15 protein-coding genes are annotated in these 21491 nt (G+C 44.8%); 12 read left to right on the forward strand and 3 right to left on the reverse strand.

Translation table 11 applies throughout. The features are described 5' to 3' along the window. Positions 1-14: 14 nt before the first annotated feature. Together CW735_RS01240 and glpK are read right to left on the reverse strand one after the other, a co-directional pair. Entirely contained in the window at positions 15-2828 is a 2814-nt protein-coding gene (locus tag CW735_RS01240; protein WP_442855894.1) for a TonB-dependent receptor, read from the reverse strand. A 303-nt stretch (positions 2829-3131) separates the two neighbouring features. Continuing rightward, positions 3132-4616: a glycerol kinase GlpK gene (gene glpK, locus CW735_RS01245; protein WP_071978322.1), complete on the reverse strand. Its 1485-nt coding sequence runs from the start codon at positions 4614-4616 to the stop codon at positions 3132-3134. Between the two features lie 196 nt (positions 4617-4812). Between glpK and CW735_RS01250 the strand changes: the two genes are divergently transcribed. The 11 genes from CW735_RS01250 (at position 4813) to tldD (ending at position 19357) form a co-directional block, all read left to right on the forward strand. Then, positions 4813-5571 (forward strand): DeoR/GlpR family transcriptional regulator, encoded by a 759-nt coding sequence (locus tag CW735_RS01250; RefSeq protein ID WP_071978323.1) that lies wholly within the window; start codon positions 4813-4815, stop codon positions 5569-5571. A gap of 244 nt (positions 5572-5815) precedes the next feature. Beyond that, on the forward strand, positions 5816-7351 hold the full coding sequence (gene glpD, locus CW735_RS01255; RefSeq protein WP_100970753.1) for a glycerol-3-phosphate dehydrogenase: 1536 nt from the start codon (positions 5816-5818) through the stop codon (positions 7349-7351). Positions 7352-7452: 101 nt separating this feature from the next. Further along, positions 7453-7968, forward strand: coding sequence for a hypothetical protein (locus CW735_RS01260; RefSeq protein ID WP_100973144.1), 516 nt, complete (start codon positions 7453-7455; stop codon positions 7966-7968). 419 nt (positions 7969-8387) lie between these two features. Beyond that, a complete protein-coding gene (locus CW735_RS01265) occupies positions 8388-9431 on the forward strand; it encodes a rod shape-determining protein (protein WP_032094811.1) in 1044 nt (347 codons plus the stop codon). 37 nt (positions 9432-9468) lie between these two features. Beyond that, positions 9469-10422 (forward strand): rod shape-determining protein MreC, encoded by a 954-nt coding sequence (gene mreC, locus CW735_RS01270; protein ID WP_100970754.1) that lies wholly within the window; start codon positions 9469-9471, stop codon positions 10420-10422. Continuing rightward, on the forward strand, positions 10415-10891 hold the full coding sequence (gene mreD, locus CW735_RS01275; protein WP_071978327.1) for a rod shape-determining protein MreD: 477 nt from the start codon (positions 10415-10417) through the stop codon (positions 10889-10891). The genes mreC and mreD overlap by 8 nt, the downstream gene beginning before the upstream one ends. Before the next feature lie 99 nt (positions 10892-10990). After that, on the forward strand, positions 10991-11581 hold the full coding sequence (locus CW735_RS01280) for a Maf family protein (RefSeq protein ID WP_100970755.1): 591 nt from the start codon (positions 10991-10993) through the stop codon (positions 11579-11581). Beyond that, positions 11578-13044, forward strand: a complete 1467-nt coding sequence (rng, locus tag CW735_RS01285; RefSeq protein ID WP_071978329.1) for a ribonuclease G — start codon at positions 11578-11580, stop codon at positions 13042-13044. The genes CW735_RS01280 and rng overlap by 4 nt, the downstream gene beginning before the upstream one ends. 26 nt (positions 13045-13070) lie before the next feature. After that, the gene (locus CW735_RS01290) at positions 13071-17111 is read left to right on the forward strand and encodes a YhdP family protein (protein WP_100970756.1); all 4041 of its coding nucleotides are present in this window, start codon (positions 13071-13073) and stop codon (positions 17109-17111) included. Then, complete coding sequence (locus tag CW735_RS01295; RefSeq protein WP_071978331.1) at positions 17104-17922, forward strand: carbon-nitrogen hydrolase family protein; 819 nt, start codon at positions 17104-17106, stop codon at positions 17920-17922. The genes CW735_RS01290 and CW735_RS01295 overlap by 8 nt, the downstream gene beginning before the upstream one ends. Then, positions 17915-19357, forward strand: a complete 1443-nt coding sequence (gene tldD, locus CW735_RS01300) for a metalloprotease TldD (RefSeq protein WP_100970757.1) — start codon at positions 17915-17917, stop codon at positions 19355-19357. The genes CW735_RS01295 and tldD overlap by 8 nt, the downstream gene beginning before the upstream one ends. Before the next feature lie 135 nt (positions 19358-19492). On the opposite strand, the gene yjgA is transcribed toward tldD, so the two are convergent. After that, the gene (yjgA, locus tag CW735_RS01305; RefSeq protein ID WP_083595159.1) at positions 19493-20050 is read right to left on the reverse strand and encodes a ribosome biogenesis factor YjgA; all 558 of its coding nucleotides are present in this window, start codon (positions 20048-20050) and stop codon (positions 19493-19495) included. A 72-nt stretch (positions 20051-20122) separates the two neighbouring features. Here yjgA and pmbA point away from each other — a divergent pair, with 72 nt between their 5' ends. Then, entirely contained in the window at positions 20123-21454 is a 1332-nt protein-coding gene (gene pmbA, locus CW735_RS01310; protein WP_071978333.1) for a metalloprotease PmbA, read from the forward strand. Positions 21455-21491 lie beyond the last annotated feature (37 nt).

The raw sequence follows: 21491 nt of genomic DNA on the forward strand, positions 1-21491 counted from the left end.
AACACACACACGCTTTAGAATGAACCTCTAATACCTACCGCGTAACGAGAGCCGTTATCTTCGATAGAGTAAATTTGGTCAGGGAAACGACCCACTTGCGTTAATTCTTCTTCGGTTACGTTAATACCCTCAAAGAATACAGTGAAGTTTTCGTTGATATCGTAGCTTGCACTCACATCCCACTGTCCGTAAGTTTCAGTAGTAACAGGTTCTCCTGTTGCACCGCCTACAGATGTGTTGTCTAGCGCAAATAAGAACGACTCACGATTGTTGAATGCCACTCGCGCTTGGAAGGCATCACGCTCATAGAAAACAATTAAGTTTTGAGAGTCACCAAGCCCGGGTAAAGCAAACGTTTGTGATGTATCGCCGCTTACCGCTGCGTCACTGTTTACAACGGTGGCATTAGCTGTGATACCAAAGCCGTTGTCCCAAACGTGCGTAAGTGCAACTTCGTAACCGTTAACCGTTGCAGTTTCACCGTTTTGTGGACGAGTTACAGTGTAAACTTCGCTTTCACCGTTCAATTCTTCCGTATCGGCCACAACATCACGGTCTGGGTTTTGTGGGTCTAGTGAAAGACCTTCAGCACAGTTCGTTTCGGCACAACGATATCCATCTACCGCACTTCTGTCGGTCATTGAATAGGTTTCATTGCCAGACAGTGTCACGATAAAGTTCTGAACGTCTTTACTAAAGAAAGCGAACGAGAAAACAGAGTCATCGCTGTAATACCACTCAAACGACAGATCCCAGTTTTCTGCTTCAAATGGTTGCAACGACGGGTTACCACCATTCGCTTGCAAGTTTTGTCGACGTGGTTCGCCAAAGGTTGTTGCTGGAGACATTTGCGCCATGGTGGGACGAGTAAGCGAGTCGTAGCGCGAGAAGCGCACTAACATATCTTCCTGTACTTCTAGCTTAACGTTTAGGCTAGGAAGCAGGTTAGAGTATGAGGATGTACCTGTAATATCGTCAGCTGGAGCAAATCGGTTTGCAAACAACGTTAAATCGGCGGTGGGCACGATATCAGAAACAAAAGCTTGTACCGCAGATACAGCTACACTTGTTTCTTCATAACGTGCGCCAAAGTTCATGGTTAGTGGCATATCACCAAGTTCGTAACCAAACTCAAACTGAGCATATAGCGCCGTTACATCTTCTTCAATGTTGTAGTAGTTAGGTTGAAGCGTTGGGATAACCGGAGCGCCTTGTGACGCTAGGTAGTCTAGATAAGCATCACCATCATAGGTGTACCACGTATCAATTAACCCACTGAAATAGTTATTGGCAGTGAATGGGCGAATGTTAAGCTCGTCCACAGGCGCTGGCGTACCGTATCCGCAAAAAGCACACTGAGATGCAAATTCTTGGAACACGTACTTTTCACGTTCTGAGCGCAGGATACCAAAGTCCGCTCTGCGAAAAACATCAGAGTCTGAGAGGTATGTGAAGTCTGCTTTATATTCAACAACATCATCTTCAGACGCTTGAGTGTTACCCAAATCGTTATAGTGCAAACGAGTTAGTGAAATATCAGGAAGTTGGCCATTGCCGAAACCGTCGTGAATAACTGTTGGCGTGCTGCCCGTTCCATCGAAAGAGTAGTTGTTAATAATGCCAATTACGTTAAAGCGACCTTCACCCGCGATATCGTTTTCAGCAGAAGAACTTTGCACGTCAAATTCTGCAGACAATGCATCATTAATTTGCCAATCAATATTTAAGCCGAAGCCTTGACTGGTTACATCACGTACTCCGCGAGATGACGAAACGAAGTCAGAAGCTGGATTGCCACTACCTTGGTGTAAGTCTATTTCTTGGGTGAATTGAATCGCGGTACCGTTATCGGAAATTTGAGCCGAGCCCACGCGGTCAGGTTCAAACCATGAAGCAAGATCGGTTACTTGCGAGTCAACTTCAAACTTAGACACAAAACCATCTAACGTAATGGTTACGTCATCTGAAGGCGCATACTGTGCAACAAGCGACACGTTTGTGCGTGTTCTATCTTGCTGATCGACAATTTGATCCCAGTTGCGTGGGAGGTATACGTTATCAGCAATGATACCGTCGTTGCGATTTGAAAGCGTTAATCCTGGACGCCAACCGGCTGTTTGAATGCGGTTTATTTGAACTTGGCGTTCTTGATGTGAAGCGGCTAGCAATAAACCAACTTTGTCGTCGGCAAAGGTGTTACTTACCAAGAAAGACGCTTGTGGAGCGGTCTCTTCAGATAGGCTTTCATACATTCCTTTTACGCTGCCAACGGCCTGAAAACCGTCATAGTCAAATGGACGCGCTGTCGTAATGTTAATCGTTGAACCAATGCCACCAGACTGTAAATTGGCAACCGCACTTTTATAAATGTTTGCGCCAGTAATTTGGTCGGCAGCAAGAACGTCGAAGTTAAACGCACGACCGGCTGAGTCTGTTGCCAACTGACGTCCATTTACCAGCACCGTATTAAATTGTGGACCAAAACCACGTACAGTAACCTGCTGACCCTCACCGCCGTTACGGTCGATTGAAACACCAGTGATACGCTGCAGCGACTCTGCCACATTCAAATCTGGAAATTTACCTAGGTCTTCTGCGGCAATACCGTCTGACACAGCAAGGTTTTCTTTCTTGTTGGCCATGGCGCGCTTTAAGCTGCTAACGATGCCGCGAACTTCAATAATTTCAACAGGTGCATCGTTTACATTTTGCGTCTCAGAATCTTGCGATAATGCAACGGGCGAGTGCAGCGCAGATGCAACGGCAACACCTAGTAGGGTGCGTCTAGCAACTGGTCCGTATTGTGATGTGCTTTTTTTATGTATCACTGTGTTTTCTCCGTGGGTAGGCTACGTTTAACGTATTTTTCACTCAAATTACGTCTAGATGTGCGCCTTTCAAGCTTTTTAACATTACTTTTACACATTGAGTGTTATATTTTTCTAATTTTAATTTTGTAACATTATGAAAAATATACGCTAATTCTAAAAAGGTAAAAGGTGAAACGTTTACCTTGTTTTCAATACTAGCACAAAAAGACAATGTAATTACAATGTTATAAAAACTTTTTTTGCATAAAAAAAGAGCATTTTATTACAACGTCTTATTAACATTTGGAAAAATAAGGAGTTTTAGTTGCACCGAATGCGCTCTACTGCTTCTTTCCATCCGCCGTAAGCTTGATCACGCTCTGCTTTTGACAATCGAGGAGTGAACACTCTATCGCTTGTCCAACAATGAGTAAGCTCATCAATAGATGAAAAAATACCGTGTTGAAGACCGGCTAGAAATGCTGCACCAAGCGCCGTAGTTTCAGTAACGTCAGGCCTTTCTACTTCTGCGCCTAATATGTCTGACAAAAAGCCCATAACCCAATCATTTTGCGACATACCGCCATCTACACGGATGTTTGTTGGCCTTGCACCATCGCTTTCCATTGCCTTTTGAAGGTCTTTGGTTTGATAACAAACCGATTGCAATCCGGCTGCCACAATTTCGCTTATACCAGTGTCTCTTGTGAGCCCTAAGATAGCGCCACGTGCATCAGGATCCCAGTACGGAGCGCCTAAACCAGTAAAGGCAGGAACTAAAAATACACCGTTATCTTGTCTTGCTCGTTGTGCTAATGCTTCTGATTCTGCCGCATCACTGATGAGTTTTAGGCCGTCTCGCAACCACTGAACAGTGGCTCCGGCCATAAAAATGCTGCCTTCTAGTGCATAGGTGGTTTCGCCGTTAATTCTGTATCCCACAGTGGTCAGTAATCTGTTTTTAGACTGAAGTGGCTTGCTGCCTGTATTCAAGATCATGAAGCAACCAGTCCCATAGGTACTTTTTGCCATGCCTTTTTCAAAACAGGCTTGCCCTACAAGTGCTGCTTGTTGGTCGCCTGCTACGCCTTCAATAGGTATGGCGCACCCTATAATACTTGCATCAATAACACCGTAGTCATCGGCACAATCCATCACAGTGGGCAGCATATTTGCAGGGATATTAAACTGCTTAAGCAAACGCTCATCCCACTGTTGCTCATTTATATCAAAAAGCATAGTGCGAGAGGCATTAGTGGCATCTGTCTTGTGCGACTTGCCGTTGGTTAATCGCCAGATAAGAAAGCTATCTACAGTACCAAACAGCAGCTCTCCGTTTTCGGCTTGCTGTCTAGCGCCATCCACATTGTCTAAAATCCATGCTACTTTTGTTGCTGAAAAATAGGGGTCAAGAAGAAGCCCTGTAGAGGTGTTAATGTAGGAAACAAACTCTTCATCTTTGCTGAGTTCTCGACATTGTTGAGCTGTTCTCCTGTCTTGCCATACAATTGCAGGATAGACAGTTTTACCTGTATTCTTGTTCCATACCAACGTTGTTTCGCGTTGGTTAGTGATACCAATTGACGCTATGTCGGAGGGCGCTAACGAACATTTGTTGAAAACTTCTTTGAGAGTAAAGAGAACGCTTTCCCAGATTTCCTCTGGATCGTGTTCTACCCAACCGTCTTTCGGGTATTTCTGAGAAAACTCTTGTTGAGCAACGGCGACTATTTTGCCATTAGGTGAAAAGATAATGCTTCTAGAACTTGTTGTGCCTTGATCGATGGCAAGAATATGTTGGCTCATGCTGTCACCTCTACAATATTATTTTCATAGAGTTTGCATCATTTACACCTATTTAACAATGCCGTATTTTCGAAAACGAACATTTGAATGTTCGAACGAACGTGTGCACTTGCGTCATTTGCACGTATACTGTTAGCGTAATTGTTCTGAGTTAACACCTAGCGCTAACAATGCTGAATGGTCACCAAGGTAAGAAATGAATCAAACGCAACGACATGAAAAAATAATAGCCCTTATAAAGCAGCATGGCTTCATGTCGATTGATGATCTGGTTTCTACCTGTGACGTCACTCCACAAACGATTCGACGAGATTTAAACCAGCTTGCGAATACTGGCGTTATAAGCCGTTACCATGGTGGCGCTGGCTTAAACCGAAGTTGGGAAAATACGCCTTACCAAGAACGTAAAACGCAAAACAGCGATGTTAAAGAGAAAATCGCTAACGCAGTGGCCGCTATGATCCCCGACGGCGCATCTTTGTTTATCAATATAGGCACCACAACAGAGCTAATTGCAACGAAGCTACTTAACCACAGTAATTTGCATGTGGTAACGAACAATATTCACGTGGCGACCATCTTGTCAGCAAAAGAAGATTTCTCGGTAATTATTGCGGCCGGTGAAGTACGCTACAGAGATGGCGGTATTATTGGCGAGGCAACGTGTGACTTTATCAGCCAGTTCAGAATGGATTATGGCATCATTGGTATCAGCGGTATCAGTGCCGACGGCGCGCTTCTCGATTTTGATTTTCGTGAGGTAAAGGTTTCTCAAGCCATACTAGAGCATACACAACACGTTATTTTAGCTGCCGACTACAGCAAGTTTGAACGGCGCGCTATGGTAGAGCAGGGCCACATTTCGCAAGTAGACTGCCTGGTATGCGACCAACCCCCCCCTGCATCAATTAAAAAAATCATCAAAGAAAACAATATCAAGTTTGTTCAAGCTTAGGCACATCAAAGCCTGCTACCCTCTTGCCCCTTTTATTCATAACTTGCACCTCTAAATATATTACTGCGGCAGCTCGCCACACATATACTGTCAATTAGCATTTATAAATATAACTGCCATTAGAGTTGGCGATTTGTATCTTAAAATTTGTTTTTTAATTTTCGTTTATGTTCGTTTTTGTTGACATGAGTTCTTTTTGGTTGTCAAATAACCAAATAAATAGTGTGTCACTAAGGGGCAGATAATGGAAAAAAGTATGCAAGATAGCAGCGTAGTTGATGTGCTTGTTGTTGGAGGCGGTGTTAACGGCGTTGGCGTGGCTTTAGATGCGGCAGGGCGAGGGTTATCTGTCACCTTGTGTGAGAAGGGCGATCTGGCTGGTGCAACATCATCGTCTAGCAGTAAGCTTATCCATGGCGGTCTGAGATATTTAGAGCATTACGAATTTCGACTCGTTAAAGAGGCACTGGCCGAGCGTGAGGTATTGCTTCAAAAAGCCCCACATATTATGTGGCCATTGCGTTTTCGCTTACCTCACCAAAAGCATTTGCGTCCAGCTTGGATGATAAGAATTGGGCTATTCCTCTACGACTCGCTGGCCAAGCGGAATATGCTGCCTCGTTCAAAAAGGGTAAAAACCTCCAGTGAAAGTCTATTAGTTAGCGACATTTCAACCTGCTTTGAGTATTCAGATGGCTGGGTTGATGATGCGCGCTTAGTTATTCTTAATGCATTAGCAGCAAAAGACCAAGGTGCTACTATCCGCACCAGAACAGAGTGCATAAGCGCTGAGAAAGAAGCTGCATTGTGGAAGGTGACTTTACGTGACCATGAAGGTAAAACGTTTACAGTAAAGGCGAAATCTATTGTCAATGCCGCGGGGCCATGGGCTGTTTCATTCCTTGATAGATTGGTAGATGTGAAAAATCCAAATGCTATGCGCATGGTAAAAGGCAGCCATTTTGTTGTTCCAAAACTCTATGACACCGATGAAGCTTATATTTTACAAAATAAAGATGGTCGCATTGTTTTTGTTATTCCTTACGAAGACGACTTCAGCTTAGTGGGTACAACGGATGAAGACTTCCAAGGAGACCCTTTAGGTGCTGCTATCTCTGATGATGAAACCCGTTATCTTATAGACGTAGTAAACACTTATTTTAAAACCAAGATAAGCACAGAAGATATAGTGCACAGTTATAGTGGTGTAAGACCGTTACTAGAAGAAAAGAATGCCTCGGCACAAGAGCTCACAAGAGACTATAAAGTAGAGCTTAAGGGTGAAGCAGGAGAGCCAGTCTTACTCAACATCTTTGGCGGGAAAATTACTACTTACAGAAAGCTGGCAGAACATGCTGTAGACAAGCTTGTGTCATGTTTTCCGCGAGCAAAAAAGGCATGGACAAGGGAAGCTCCGCTCCCTGGAGGTGCGTTTTCTGATAAGGCGTCATTGTCAGCCGAGTTAAAAAGCAGCTATCCGTGGTTACCAGAAAGCGTTATTCAGCGCTATGTGCGCCAGTACGGTTTGCTTTGCCATAAATTTTTAAGCGGCGCGTCAGGTTTGAATGATTTAGGGCAAGATTTTGGAGCCCAGTTATTTGAAGCAGAAATAGACTATTTGATAGAGCACGAATGGGCGCTAACAATTGAAGACGTTTTGTGGCGCAGAACTAAGCATGGTTTACGCTTGAATGATATTCAAAAAGAATCTCTGTCTAATTACATAGAATACAAAGTAAAGGCGGTTAAGCAACTTGTTGATATAAGAGCAACTGCATAACGGTGTCGTGCAGCGCTTTATCTTTTTGAAAAAGCGGCCGATAATCTCAAAGAGTGTGCATCATTAGCTTGCGCATCTTTGATGATTATTGGACAACAAAAATGACAGAAAAAGAAAATAGTTCACAATCAACCGCACTGAAAATATTCATAGTTTTGATTTTCATCGGTGTCATCGGTTTTTTTATAAATAACCTTTACACTGGGGACTCTGATACCACGGTCGTGGCTTTTTCAGAGCATGCAGAGAAGTTTGAACGTCATGTCATATCTTCGCATTATCAGTGGCAAGTGCGACAAAAGCCCAGCATGATCATGCTTATTCACTATAATGACAGTGGAAAGGAAGTGAATAGAAAGCCGGTGAGAATGAATCACTACGGTTGGCCCAACGCGCAAGAAAGCGACGAAGGCTGTGCAAAAGTCTGGACGTCGTTAATCGGAAGCCCTCTACGAGTGGACGGGTTCAATGTTAAGGCACGGTTTTACTCAACGGGTACTGCCACTAACGATGGCGATTTTGATAGCCGAAGTTTTTGGTGCCGATACAGTATAAGTAAAGGTGTAGAATTTGATTACTTTCCAGCTATTGGCGAAGTAACCCCACCTAGACTTTAGGATAAAGTTAATAAGCGCATCTATTTGTTATAAAGAGCCGATTTATCACTAAACTTTAAGACCACGGGCATCAGGCACCTCTGCCAAGAGTTTGCTAGTGCTACAGTAAAATGCCGATGAAAAGGATGCGGTGAATCTTTGCTACACTCTACTTTCTTCTGCTATTTCATATTAACAATGTGATTTTTGAGAAATTTGGTTATTTGCATAAGTTTTGACCTTCATTTCTCACCTTTGCTGTACGTTGCATAAATAGAGGTTGCAAAAAATGAAGTTATTTTAACCGTAAACATAGGCATTGCTTGCCCAAAATTGCCCTCATTGTTAAAGTGTGCGAAATAACAATCGACTTCACGTTAAAGCGTCGCCATCTCACCCTTGCAAATACGCGTTAACATAAAAACAGGAATACACTCTTCATGTTTAAAAAGCTTCGAGGCATGTTCTCTAACGATCTGTCCATCGACCTCGGAACAGCTAATACGCTGATTTACGTTAAAGACCAAGGCATAGTTCTTAATGAGCCTTCTGTTGTCGCTATTCGACAAGAACGCGCTGCCGGCCCCAAAAGCGTGGCCGCGGTTGGTGCAGAGGCGAAACGCATGCTTGGTCGTACACCAGGTAACATTCGTGCCATTCGCCCTATGAAAGACGGCGTTATTGCCGATTTCTACGTGACCGAAAAAATGCTTCAGCATTTCATCAAACAAGTTCACGACAACAACTTTATGCGCCCTAGTCCACGAGTACTCGTATGTGTGCCATGCGGCTCTACACAAGTAGAAAGACGTGCAATTAAAGAGTCGGCGCTAGGTGCTGGCGCCCGAGAGGTATACTTAATTGATGAGCCTATGGCGGCGGCCATTGGTGCAGGACTTCCTGTATCTGAAGCACAAGGCTCAATGGTTGTTGATATTGGTGGTGGTACTACAGAAGTCGCTATCATTTCACTCAATGGCGTAGTTTATTCTTCGTCTGTGCGCATTGGTGGCGACAAGTTTGATGAAGCGATCATTAACTATGTACGTCGAAACTTCGGTTCACTAATCGGTGAGGCAACAGCTGAGCGTATTAAACACGAAATAGGCGCTGCTTACCCGGGCGAAGAAGTTCGCGAAATTGAAGTTCGCGGACGCAACTTGGCAGAGGGTGTACCACGCGGATTTACGCTTAATTCAAACGAGATACTCGAAGCGCTACAAGAGCCGTTAACCGGTATTGTATCAGCAGTAATGGTAGCACTAGAACAATCCCCGCCAGAGTTAGCGTCAGATATATCTGAGCGCGGTATGGTGTTAACGGGTGGTGGTGCACTACTTAAAGATCTCGACAGATTGCTGATGGAAGAAACAGGTATTCCGGTAGTGATTGCCGATGACCCTCTTACATGTGTAGCACGCGGCGGTGGTAAGGCTTTCGACATGATTGACCTTCACGGCGGCGACTTGTTTAGCTACGAGTAAGCAGGTAAGGCAACCTTGAGGTTGCCTTCTTTGTATCATGGATACTATATTCACTCGCGGTCCCTCATTAAATAACCGGCTAGCTCTGGCTTTAGTGCTTTCTGTGCTATTGATTTTTGTCGATCACAAGCTAGAGGGGTTTAAATCTACCCGAGTTTACTTAAATTCTTTCATGAGTCCTATTCAGTACCTGGCCAATTTGCCAGGCGTTATATTGAGCGAGAGCGCCCAACGTCTCGCTTCCAAAGAGCGGTTACTGGAAGAAAACCAAACTATGTCAAATCAGCTGTTGTTGATGAGCCAGAAACTTCAGCAATTTGATGTGCTTGCAAAAGAAAACGAACAGCTTCGCTTACTGTTAGACGCTCCGGTGCGAAAAGAGTCGCGCAAAATGGTAGCTGAACTGATGGCGGTGGATAAAAACCCGTATAGCCAGCAAGTACTCATTAATAAAGGCGCAATCGACGGTGTTTATTTGTCTCAACCCGTTATTGATGACTCAGGAATTGTGGGTCAAATTATGGAAGTGGGCTCCACAAACAGTCGCGTTTTACTTTTAGCCGATGTAACCCATGCTATACCCGTACGCTCGCTGCGAAACGATATTCGCTTTATCGCAACAGGAAGCGGCTCTTTGAACGAGTTATATGTAGAGCATGTGCCGCATAGTGTAGATATTCAAGAGGGCGATGTTCTTATTTCCTCCGGCTTAGGTAGTGTGTTCCCAGAAGGTTATCCCGTCGCCCGGGTGAAACAGGTAGTTCGAGATGAAAGTCGTCCTTTTTCACGAGTTATTGTTACCCCAACTGCAAGTTTAGACAGGCTGCGCCACCTGCTGCTTTTGTGGCATGAAAGTGACGAGTCGCAGGACTCCAAAACCCAGGATCCTAAAATGCAGAACCCAAAAACATTAGACGACGCCACTGAAGAGCAAGCGCCAGAAGATAAAGATTCAAAAGATATAGACCAAGAAGAGTCAGAAAATGCGTAAACGCAACCTCATCATTTGGGGCAGCATCATAATTGCACTGGTATTGCAGATTGTACCCTTACCTATTCAAGCCGATGTATACCGTCCAGACTGGGTGTTGGTAGTATTGGCGTATTGGAGTATGGCACTGCCAAGCAGAGTGAATGTTGGTGTTGCTTTTATTACCGGCGTGGCAATGGATATTTTGGTTGGCACCACACTTGGCATTCACAGTCTTGGCTTAAGCGTTTCAATTTATATTCTTGCGGCAAACTATCAGCGTTTAAGAAATTATTCCGTATGGCAACAGGCCATTATCATTGGCCTCTTATCTTCGCTTTACCACTTGGTTACGTTTTGGGTTCAGCACATTCTCACTGACATTTACTTTCAGATTGATTATTTGTGGCCAGTAATTGCGTCTATGGTGATATGGCCATGGGTCTTTTGGTTGCTCCGCCGCACGCGAAGACAGTTTTCCATTATGTAATAAGACATTGTCTGCCGATAATTTTTTATGCCGATAATTGCGCAGAACATCGTTCTTAAAAATACTGCACTTTCGTAAGTGATTAATAAGGTTTTGCCAATGCATTCTCATCTCATTCTTGCCTCTGCATCGCCAAGGCGCACCGCTTTGTTAAATCAAATGAAGGTTGCTCACACTGTCTTCCCAGCTGATATTGATGAAACGCCAAAACCTAACGAATCTCCATACGATTTAGTTGCCAGACTGGCCAGCGAGAAAGCGCAGGCCGTCATGTCTAAAGTAAACGCCAGTTCAGAACCGGCCACTTTTAACGTTGTGTTAGCCAGCGATACGCTTATAGCTTTTAATGGCGCAAGCGTTGGTAAGCCGGTAGATAGAGAAGATGCTATACGCATATTATCTATGCTGTCGGGGCAAACTCACGAAGTGTTAACAGCAATTAGTGCAATGTCTGAATTGAAACAGGTAACGCGAACTGTAACTACATCAGTCACATTCGCAACGCTGACTAAACAGCAAATTATTGCGTACTGGGAAACAGGGGAGCCGCAAGATAAAGCCGGTAGTTATGCTATTCAAGGCATAGGTGGCGAATTCGTCGTTTCTATTAACGGCAGTCCAAGTTCTGTAGTAGGATTACCTCTGTATGAAACCCGTCAATTGCTCAATGAATTTGGAGTTGCGAAGTGAGTGCCGAGCTACTAATTAACGTTACACCCTCTGAGTCACGAGTTGCTCTCATTGAAAATGGTATTTTGCAAGAAATACACGTAGAACGACACACGAAAAAGGGGCTGGTAGGCAATATATATCGTGGCAAAGTGAGTCGAGTATTACCCGGTATGCAGGCGGCATTTGTAGATATTGGACTAGAAAAAGCTGCATTTCTTCATGCCTCAGACATTGTTATTCACAATGAAATAGCCGAAGAGGTTTTGGCAAGTCATATACAAAAACAAGATATTCGAGAGCTTGTAAGAGACGGGCAGGATATTGTTGTTCAAGTGGTTAAAGATCCCATTGGCACCAAAGGAGCCCGCTTAACTACCGATATCACTATTCCCAGTCGTTACCTTGTGTTTATGCCATCTGTTACCCATGTAGGCGTGTCTCAGCGTATTGAAGAAGAAGCCGAGCGCGAGCGACTAAAAACCTTAGTTCAAGAGTTTTGCGATGAAAACGGCGGGTTCATACTGAGAACAGCTGCAGAGGGAGTGGGCAAAAACGAGTTGCAGCAAGATGCAGCGTTTTTACGCAGGCTTTGGGACAAAATTCAATCTCGTATGAAAAAGCGTAAATCCAATGTGCTTTACGAGGATTTGCCTTTAGCACGACGGGTGCTTCGAGATTTCGTTGGCACTGAGCTTGATAGAATACGCATTGACTCGAAGCTGTCGTTCCAAGAGTTGTTTCAGTTTACCAAAGAATACGTTCCTGAAATGAATGAAAAGCTGGAATATTATACCGGCGATAGGCCTATTTTCGACTTGTATGATGTTGAAAATGAGGCGCAGCGAGCTTTAGAGCGCCGCGTAGATTTAAAGTCGGGTGGTTATTTGATTATCGATCAGACCGAAGCAATGACCACTATAGATATTAATACAGGGGCATTTGTTGGTCATCGCAATTTAGAAGAAACCATCTTTAATACCAACGCAGAGGCCACGCAGGCTATCTCGCGTCAGCTAAGATTACGCAACCTTGGCGGTATGATCCTTATCGACTTCATCGATATGATGGAACCTGATCACAAAAGGCGTGTCTTACACTCATTAGAAGTGGCGACAAGTAAGGATAGAGCCAAGATCAATATTCACGGGTTTACCGCGTTAGGGCTTATTGAAATGACCCGCAAGCGCACCCGCGAAAGTATTGAACATATATTGTGCGGTGAGTGCCCTGTGTGTAAAGGGCGTGGAACCGTTAAAACAATAGAGACTATTTGTTTTGAGATTATGCGTGAAATTGTGCGTGTAAATCGCGCGTATGACGCTGATAAATTTGTAGTTTACGCGTCCCCCAAAGTGGCTGAGGCTCTGATGGGAGAGGAGTCTCATATGTTGGCCGAGTTAGAAGTGTTTGTATCGAAACAAATTAAAGTGCAAACCGAAACATTGTACAACCAGGACAAGTACGACGTCGTTATGATGTAACGCATTAACGTTAAGAAAGGCATAGTGTGACAAAATTTTCGTCGGCAGCTGCGTACTTATTAAAGAAGTTCTGGCTGCTGCTTGCTGTATTACTTGTTCTTTTTGCGCTGATACTGAGCGCTGCAAGGTACGCCTTGCCCCACATTGAACACAATAAGTACCTGCTGGAAGACTACATAAACCAGCAATACGGCGTAAACTTATCCATTGACAGTGTGCATGCTGTTTGGGAGCGAAGCGGCCCGAGCATTGTCTTAAACTCCGTGTCTTTAGCGAAAGATGAGGCGTCTCCTGTTGCCCTCGATATTCGGCAAATTTATGTAGAACTCGATTTTTGGCAATCTCTTCGCCAGCAGCTAATCTCATCCCCTCGATTCGAATTACGAGGTCTGCAGCTTGATATTGATGCAGATCGAGTGTCTGGCAGCAGCAAGAATAATTTTCCTGTTATAACCGCATTAGAACGTCTGTTTTTAGAGCAGTTGCAAAGCTTTTCTTTAGAAGATGGGACTATTTCGCTTACCCGAAATGGCGATACAAACAGCTTTGATGTTACCACTTTATCGTGGAATAACTTTGAAGAACGCCATCAAGGGTTAGGACGCATAAAAGTCGATGGGGTATCAGCAAACTCAGCGTCATTTGTTATCGATATTCAGGGCACGAAAGATGAGTTTGAGGGTGTGTTCTACGCCAAAGCTGAAGACTTAGATATATCTCCATGGGTAAGTGACCTAATCAAAACCAAACGCCCACTGGCACAAAGTAGGGCAAACCTAGAAATATGGACCCACTTTAGTGAAAGTTCGGTTAACTCTGTACAGGCAGAATTGAACAACAGTCTGCTGCAATGGGGCGATGAACAGATTAAAACCGTCACAGGCATTACGGGGGGGAGTCTACAAGCCTTGCCAACAACGGATGGATGGAATATTCGCGTTGACCAACTTAAGCTCAACTCGAGTAATGCGACTCTGACCACTGATGTTATCGGTACTATTTCGAATAACGGCAATGCCGTTTTCAATACGATAAAACCTGTCGAAATTAATCCATTTTTACTTCTGCTTCCGCTCTTTCTTGATGATACCAGTGAAGATGAAATTAGAGCTCTTGATCCCAAGGGCGAGCTGGCTACCTTACAATTACAATGGCAGCACGGGTCGCCCGCACTAGCGGCGAAAGTGCTCGACCTAAAGTGGTCACAAACGGATGCTATTCCTGGGTTGTCGTCTTTAGATGCCGATATATTTTGGTACAAGCACAACGGCGCTGTGTTTTTAGAGTCCAGTGACAGCGAGCTTTCAAGTAAGGGAATTATCAAAAAAGATGTCCATGTAAATAATATTACAGCGGATATCTACGTTTATCCTCTCCAAAGCAATGAGAAAAGCTCCGACAATAGCAGCGAAGAAATCAGTACTCTGCAAGCGCAAAGACAGCGAAAAGCAGAGCCACGTCGATGGGGAATTAGCAGCGACAATATCATAATAGATACAGATAGCGTCTCCTTAACGTCTGCATTCAACTTCGACCTGTCCTCTGGCCATTTGTCTTTGTTCACCGACGTTGACCCACTGCCGCTCTCTGGTGTGAGCGATCTTTTCCCTGCGCCTGTCATGAGCGACAACCTAGACAACTACCTCACCAGAGCGTTTGTCGGTGGAGGTGAGATAGAAGCGGCACGAGTGCTGTGGTTTGGGAAAATTAATGAATACCCGTTCACAGAACAACAGGGAATTTTTCAAGCCTCTGTAGACATCAGTAAGGGTGACTTCCTATTTTCATCGAAATGGCCAGCACTCAGTGAGCTCGATTTATCCCTTCGCTTTATTAATAAAGGCTTATTCATGACAAGCTCTTCTGCAGAGCTTGCGGGTGTAAAAGTGCGTAATATGTCGGCAGCTATTCCCACATTTAAACGGGATGCTGTTCTCACTATTGATGCGGCAGGTGATGGGACAGGGGAGAGTTTAACGAGTCTAATGATGGCATCTTCTATCAAAGACTCGTTAGGAAAAGTATTAGAGCAGGATGTACAGGTTGCCGGGCCACTATCTGCCGATATCCACCTACATATTCCGTTAAACGGTGAGCAAGTGAGAGCTACCGGCACCGCTGCGCTAGCAGAAAATACCGTATACATCCCAAAAACTAACATGCGTTTTGAGCGTACAAAAGGCGACATAGCTTTCGACAACGGCAATATAGATGCAAAAGAACTTTCAGCACAGTTTCTCAATCAAGCGGTGACGATTGATATTCACGGGCAGCAACAAGAAGAATATTTGCTTAATGTGGGCCTAGCGGGGCGTTGGCATGTTCACCCTCTTGCAAACTACGTGAATACTGAGTTGACCGACTACGTAGACGGCGAGACTCAATGGCAAACTAATGTAGATTTGATCCTGGGGAAAGACACTTTTTCTTATACTGCCGATTTAAATGCTGACTTAACGGCAACTCAAAGTGTGTTACCTGAACCTTTCAACACAGCCGCTGGAACAAGTCTCCCGCTAAATATTCAAAGCAGTGGCAACCTTACGGCGTCAAACGTTAACGCAAAATTGGGGGAAGACATTCGTTTTACCGGTACGTTACCACATAAAGAAATGCAGTTTTCTCGCGCTCACTTAGCGCTTGGTGAGAGTGATATAGCCAACATCGGAACCGGCTTTAGTATTGCTGCAAACCTTGATAACGCCAATGTAAAAGAGTGGTTTACAACTATCTCAATGTTGACTTCGGGCAATCAGCAGCAAGCCAGTAGCAGTGAGGAACTCTCATCTAGCAAAGCCGCGAACGCTTCCTTATCCTCTTCTGAGCCTACTAGAAACGGACTATTTGGTACGCCTTCACGCATTTTTGCCAAAGCAAGTGAGTTAACGTTTGCTGGGCATGTCATTAACGACGTTCAAATAAATGCACAGGAGCGCAACAATAATTGGCTGCTCGATATTGGCTCGGCCGCAGCGAGGGGAACCATACTCGTTAATGGCAATTTAGCGCAGCAGGGCATAGAGATAAACGCAGACTATCTAAATTTAATAAAGCCTGAGGCCGTAGAGCTAGAAGTAAACGAGACCAACGTTAATGTACTCGCCGATTTTAATGCCAAACAGTCTGACGATCCGTTTGAACTTGATCCTCGCTCTCTTCCTCCAGTGTATTTTCGCTGCGAAAGCTGCATATTCCACGGTATTGATTTAGGGAATATTACCCTAGATATCGTAAAAACAGACAGTGGGCTTAATGCGAGGCAGCTTGTCATCCGCTCTCCCGAGGCAACCATTACGGCAAAGGGTGATTGGGAATACAAAGACGGCGCGTCAATAAGTCGTATCGAAGGAAATCTTTTGGCACCAGATGTAGGGCAAATGCTTAAAGAGTACAAAATCGAGTCGGGCATTAAAGACTCCGAAGCCGATGTCGCATTTAGTATTCAATGGCCAAACTCTCCCATGGACTTACAGCTCAATAAACTTCAGGGAGACGTTGAGTGGTCGTTGTCAGATGGGTATCTTACCGAATTAAGCGATCAAGGCTCGCGCATCTTCACACTGTTTAGTTTAAATTCATTAGTGAGAAAATTAAGCTTAGACTTTAGGGACGTATTTGCGAAAGGCTTCTTTTATGATGATATGGGAGGCACGCTAACTATTGTAGATGGCAAAGCGTATACCGATGACACTGAAATAGACGGAGGCGCTGGCGAGATAGAAATAATGGGTTTTACAGACTTAGGCACGGGAGATCTTAACTACAATGTATCTTTTGCTCCTAATGTGACAGGCAACTTACCATTTTTGGTGTACTTTTTAGCTACCCCGCCTACCGCACTCGCCGCCATAGCTATAGATCAGGTTTTGACATCGGCAAAGGTTATTTCAAATGTAAATTACCGTGTTTCAGGCACTATAAGCGAACCACAATTTGAAGAGGTTGAACGAAACAGCAAAGATATTAGCCTACCTGCGCAAAACGTTCCCGTGCAAAAAGATCCTCTCGATAGGCCGCTTACGGAAGACGATGTCCGCAGGATAAAAATGGAGGTTATTGATGGTTAATTTAGTCGCACTACAAATGACATCTACCCCCGATGTTAATGAAAATTTAGCCGCAGTCTCTGACGCAATGGCAGACGCTAGCATCGCACCAGATAGCCTTGTTGTGTTGCCAGAATGTTTTGCTTGTTTTGGTGGGAAAGATAAAGGCCAGCTTGCTATTGCCGAAGAAAAGGGTAAAGGGCCAATTCAAGCCCACCTCTCGCAATTAGCGAAAGACTATCAATGCTACATCATTTCCGGCACTTTCCCTTTACAGACAGAAAGCGCTGATATGTTTTCTGCAGCATGCATGTTGTTTGCTCCGAATGGAGAGTGTTTGGCCGACTATCGCAAAATTCATATGTTCGATGTCTCGGTAAACGATGCAACAGGAAGCTACAAAGAGTCACGCTTTACACAAGCGGGAAACGAGGTGATAACGGTTAGTACACCAATTGGCAACATTGGCCTTGCGGTATGTTATGATATTCGCTTTCCAGGGTTATTTACCGCAATGGGCGATATTGATGTATTGGTATTGCCCGCAGCGTTTACGCAAAAAACTGGTGAAGCCCACTGGCATGCACTGTTAAAGGCCAGAGCTATTGAAAAGCAATGCTTTGTAGTCGCCGCAGGGCAAACAGGCACACATGCCAATGGGCGTGAAACCTTTGGCCACAGCATTGTTATCTCTCCTTGGGGAGAAACATTGGCAGAGCTAGCCACAGAGAAAGGCGTAGTAAAAGCCAGCGTAGATATTGCGCAACGAGAAACCATCAAACAAAATATGCCCGTTGCCGAACACAACCGATTCAGGAGTCACTTTGTCTAAATCTGTAGAGCGCCATTTATTATCAGACTCAGGGCTTGATATTGCTAAGCTTGAGAGTGCATTAGCCACAATCCATCGTCACGACACCGACTATGCCGACTTATATTTTCAGTCTAGTCAGCATGAAAGCTGGGTGCTTGAAGATGGCATTATCAAAGAAGGCAGTTACAACATTGAGCGCGGTGTTGGCGTAAGGGCTATAAGCGGTGAGAAAACCGGTTTTGCCTATTCTGATGAAATCAGCGAGGAAGCACTATTAAAAGCGTGTAAAGCGGCCCGCGGAATTGCCCCAAGTGGCGGTACTCAGAAGGTGTCTGCGCTGGGCGAAAAAGCCCTAAACCCGCGCTACAGCGATAACAATCCGATCCTTGCTATGCAAGACGCAGAAAAAATATCTCTTCTTCGTTCAGTAGACGCATACATCCGCAAGCAAGAGCCATCTGTTAATCAGGTGGTGGTGAGTATCAGCGGTGTGTACGAAGAAATATTGGTTGCTGGAAGCGACGGTACTCTTGCAACGGATATACGCCCTTTGGTAAGGCTAAATTGCTCTGTATTGTTAGAAAGCGGAGAGCGCCGAGAGCGTGGTTCTGCTGGCGCGGGCGGCCGTTATGCCTATGCATTTTTTCAATCAGACGACAACGGCAAGCCTTTGTATGAAACGCTTGCCGACGACGCCTTGCACATGGCCCGAGTAAATATGCAAGCTGTAGCGGCGCCTGCTGGAGCTATGCCAGTAGTTCTTGGTAACGGCTGGCCCGGTGTACTGCTGCACGAGGCTGTGGGACATGGCTTAGAGGGTGACTTCAACCGCAAAGGTGCTTCTACTTTTAGTGGCCGTATAGGCGAGCGTGTTGCCGCAAAAGGTGTGACCGTTGTAGATGACGGTACCTTAAGTGATCGCCGTGGCTCGCTATCGGTAGACGATGAGGGCACGGCTACTCAGCATAACGTGTTAATTGAAGACGGTATTTTAAAAGGCTATATGCAAGACAAGCATAACGCGAAATTAATGGGCGTAGCACCTACTGGCAATGGCAGAAGAGAGTCTTATGCGCATTTGCCTATGCCAAGAATGACAAATACTTACATGCTTGAAGGGCAACACGATCCGCAAGAAATTATAGCTTCTATTGAAAGGGGCATTTATGCGCCTAACTTTGCGGGTGGTCAAGTAGACATTACTTCGGGTAAATTTGTGTTCTCTAGTGCCGAAGCTTATCTCATTGAAAATGGCAAGATTACAGCGCCTGTGAAAGGGGCAACCCTTATCGGCAACGGGCCAGAGGTTATGCAAAAGATATCAATGATTGGCAACGATGTAGCACTAGATAAAGGCATTGGCGTTTGCGGCAAAGACGGTCAGAGTGTACCGGTTGGCGTGGGTCAACCAACGCTTAAAATTGATGAGCTCACCGTGGGCGGAACAGCTTAGCTGTAAAATTTATATAAGATTCAATCGAATAAACGCAAAAAGGCTGGTCACTTCATGGTACCAGCCTTTTTTAGTAGCCTGTCTTATGTGGTAGTTCAGCCTTTTGAAGGCTACAAGCTCGCTAATGAAGAGGCTCTAGCTGTTTTGAACGATGTCCTTGATGTACTGAAAAAGCTCTCTAAATGCTTTAGGTGGCCCGTTCTTTTCTCGCTCTTTTTTAACCTGGCGACTGAGTTGACGCAATTTTTGTCTATCAAAGTCAGGGTATTCTTCGATTAAGCGCTGAATTGCAGGGTCACCCTCTTCAATCACCGCTTCTCTCGCCAGTTCTAATTTATGAAAAGCTGCATTACTCGCCTGATGCTGGTGAGCTATTTTCGCTAGCGCTTCTTCAATATCGGCAGTATCTCGTTGGCGAAGTAGCTTTCCAATAAACTGCAATTGCCGGCGATAACCGTCTTTTTTCTTGTTAACAATGCGGGCTACTGCCACTGCATCTGCCAACTCTTCGTCCATGGGGATTGTTGCCACATGGGCATCGGTCAACCCTACAATGGTTTCGCCTAGTTTCTGGTGCTCTTTGGCCTGACGCTTAAGTTCGGTTTTACTTATAAAATCTTCGTCTTCAGACATTCCTGCCTTAGCACCGTCAAAGTTAGGATCTTGTGGAGAATTATGTTTCTGATCACTCATTTCAAACTCATTAGTGTTACACTTTAGTCAAATTGTAACTATCACAGTCGAATATAGACAGCGAAACTTACTATGCAAATTGAGCAACAGCTATCAGAAATTCAGAATGTCGTTGATGATGTACTGAAAATGGCCTTATCAAAAGGCGCAACACAAGCCGAAGCAAGCATGTCTAAGGTACAGGGTATTGCTGTATCTTCGCGTATGCAAGAAGTTGAAAACGTTGAGTTTACCAACGATGGCGGTTTAGGTATTAGCGTTTACGTAGGTAAACGGAAAGGAAGTGCTTCTACGGCAGATTTGAGCAAAGCAGCGCTATCTTTGGCGGTGGAAAAAGCAGTAGATATTGCACGTTACACCAGTGAGGATCCGTGCACAGGCCTTGCCGATGCAGAGCTTATCGCCACAGAGTTTCCCGATCTAGAGCTCTATCACCCGCAAGAGCTAGATACCGAGAAAGCGATAAAAACGACCATAGAGACTGAAGCGGCGGCGATGAATTACGACTCTCGCATAACTAATTCAGATGGCGCGTCTTATAACGCTAATTTGGGGATGCGCGTTTACGGCAATACGCACGGGATCAATGCGGGCTATCCAAGCAGCCGGTACAGCCTAAGTTGCATGGTGATAGGTTCTCAAGAAAACGACATGCAGCGAGATTATGCTTACACTGTAAACAGACAAGCCGATTTACTGAAATCTGCGACCTTTGTGGGTGAGGAAGCTGCGAAGGCTACCGTTGAACGCCTTGGCGCTCGAAAAATTAATACTGCCAATGTGCCTGTATTGTTTCACAAAGATCTCGCTTCCAGTTTGTTTGGTCATTATGTTGGCGCAATCAGCGGCGGCAGTTTGTATAGACGCTCGTCTTTTTTACTCGACAGCTTAGGTAAGCAAGTCTTTCCAGAGTGGCTAAATATTGAAGAGCGCCCCCTTATCAAGTCTGGATTAGCGAGTTCGAGCTTTGACAATGAAGGTGTTTCTTGTTCAGACATGACCATTGTGGATAGCGGTCAATTAGCTACCTATCTATATACTACGTACTCTGCACGTAAACTTAACACCGTGTCTAATGGACATGCTGGTGGCATTCACAACTGGTTAGTGGGCGATACAGGTCATAGTGACGCCGATCTATTAAAAGAGATGGGCACTGGATTATTCGTTACTGAACTTATGGGTCAGGGCGTTAATATTGTTACTGGCGATTACTCTCGCGGCGCGGCAGGCTTTTGGGTAGAAAACGGTATTATCCAATATCCAGTGCATGAGATAACGATTGCTGGCGACTTACGCGACATGTTCCGTAATATCGTTGCTATTGGCAAAGACAAAGATGTGAGAGGCAGTGTTCAAACTGGCTCTGTTCTTGTCAACGAAATGAAAATAGCCGGAAACTAATGCAACGCTTCTTGCATAAGCAGCGAATAAGCAGAGA

It is taken from the genome of Alteromonas sp. MB-3u-76, assembly GCF_002831605.1.
Lineage (GTDB): Bacteria > Pseudomonadota > Gammaproteobacteria > Enterobacterales > Alteromonadaceae > Alteromonas > Alteromonas hispanica.

What these genes read in the sequence shown, in the direction of transcription:
- CW735_RS01265 (WP_032094811.1), top strand. Translation starts at nt 8,388, where the DNA reads ATGTTTAAAAAGCTTCGAGGCATGTTCTCTAACGATCTGTCCATCGAC.
- pmbA (WP_071978333.1), top strand. Translation starts at nt 20,123, where the DNA reads ATGCAAATTGAGCAACAGCTATCAGAAATTCAGAATGTCGTTGATGAT.
- CW735_RS01260 (WP_100973144.1), top strand. Translation starts at nt 7,453, where the DNA reads ATGACAGAAAAAGAAAATAGTTCACAATCAACCGCACTGAAAATATTC.
- yjgA (WP_083595159.1), bottom strand. Translation starts at nt 20,050, where the DNA reads ATGAGTGATCAGAAACATAATTCTCCACAAGATCCTAACTTTGACGGT.
- glpD (WP_100970753.1), top strand. Translation starts at nt 5,816, where the DNA reads ATGGAAAAAAGTATGCAAGATAGCAGCGTAGTTGATGTGCTTGTTGTT.
- mreC (WP_100970754.1), top strand. Translation starts at nt 9,469, where the DNA reads ATGGATACTATATTCACTCGCGGTCCCTCATTAAATAACCGGCTAGCT.
- glpK (WP_071978322.1), bottom strand. Translation starts at nt 4,616, where the DNA reads ATGAGCCAACATATTCTTGCCATCGATCAAGGCACAACAAGTTCTAGA.
- mreD (WP_071978327.1), top strand. Translation starts at nt 10,415, where the DNA reads ATGCGTAAACGCAACCTCATCATTTGGGGCAGCATCATAATTGCACTG.
- CW735_RS01295 (WP_071978331.1), top strand. Translation starts at nt 17,104, where the DNA reads ATGGTTAATTTAGTCGCACTACAAATGACATCTACCCCCGATGTTAAT.
- CW735_RS01280 (WP_100970755.1), top strand. Translation starts at nt 10,991, where the DNA reads ATGCATTCTCATCTCATTCTTGCCTCTGCATCGCCAAGGCGCACCGCT.
- CW735_RS01250 (WP_071978323.1), top strand. Translation starts at nt 4,813, where the DNA reads ATGAATCAAACGCAACGACATGAAAAAATAATAGCCCTTATAAAGCAG.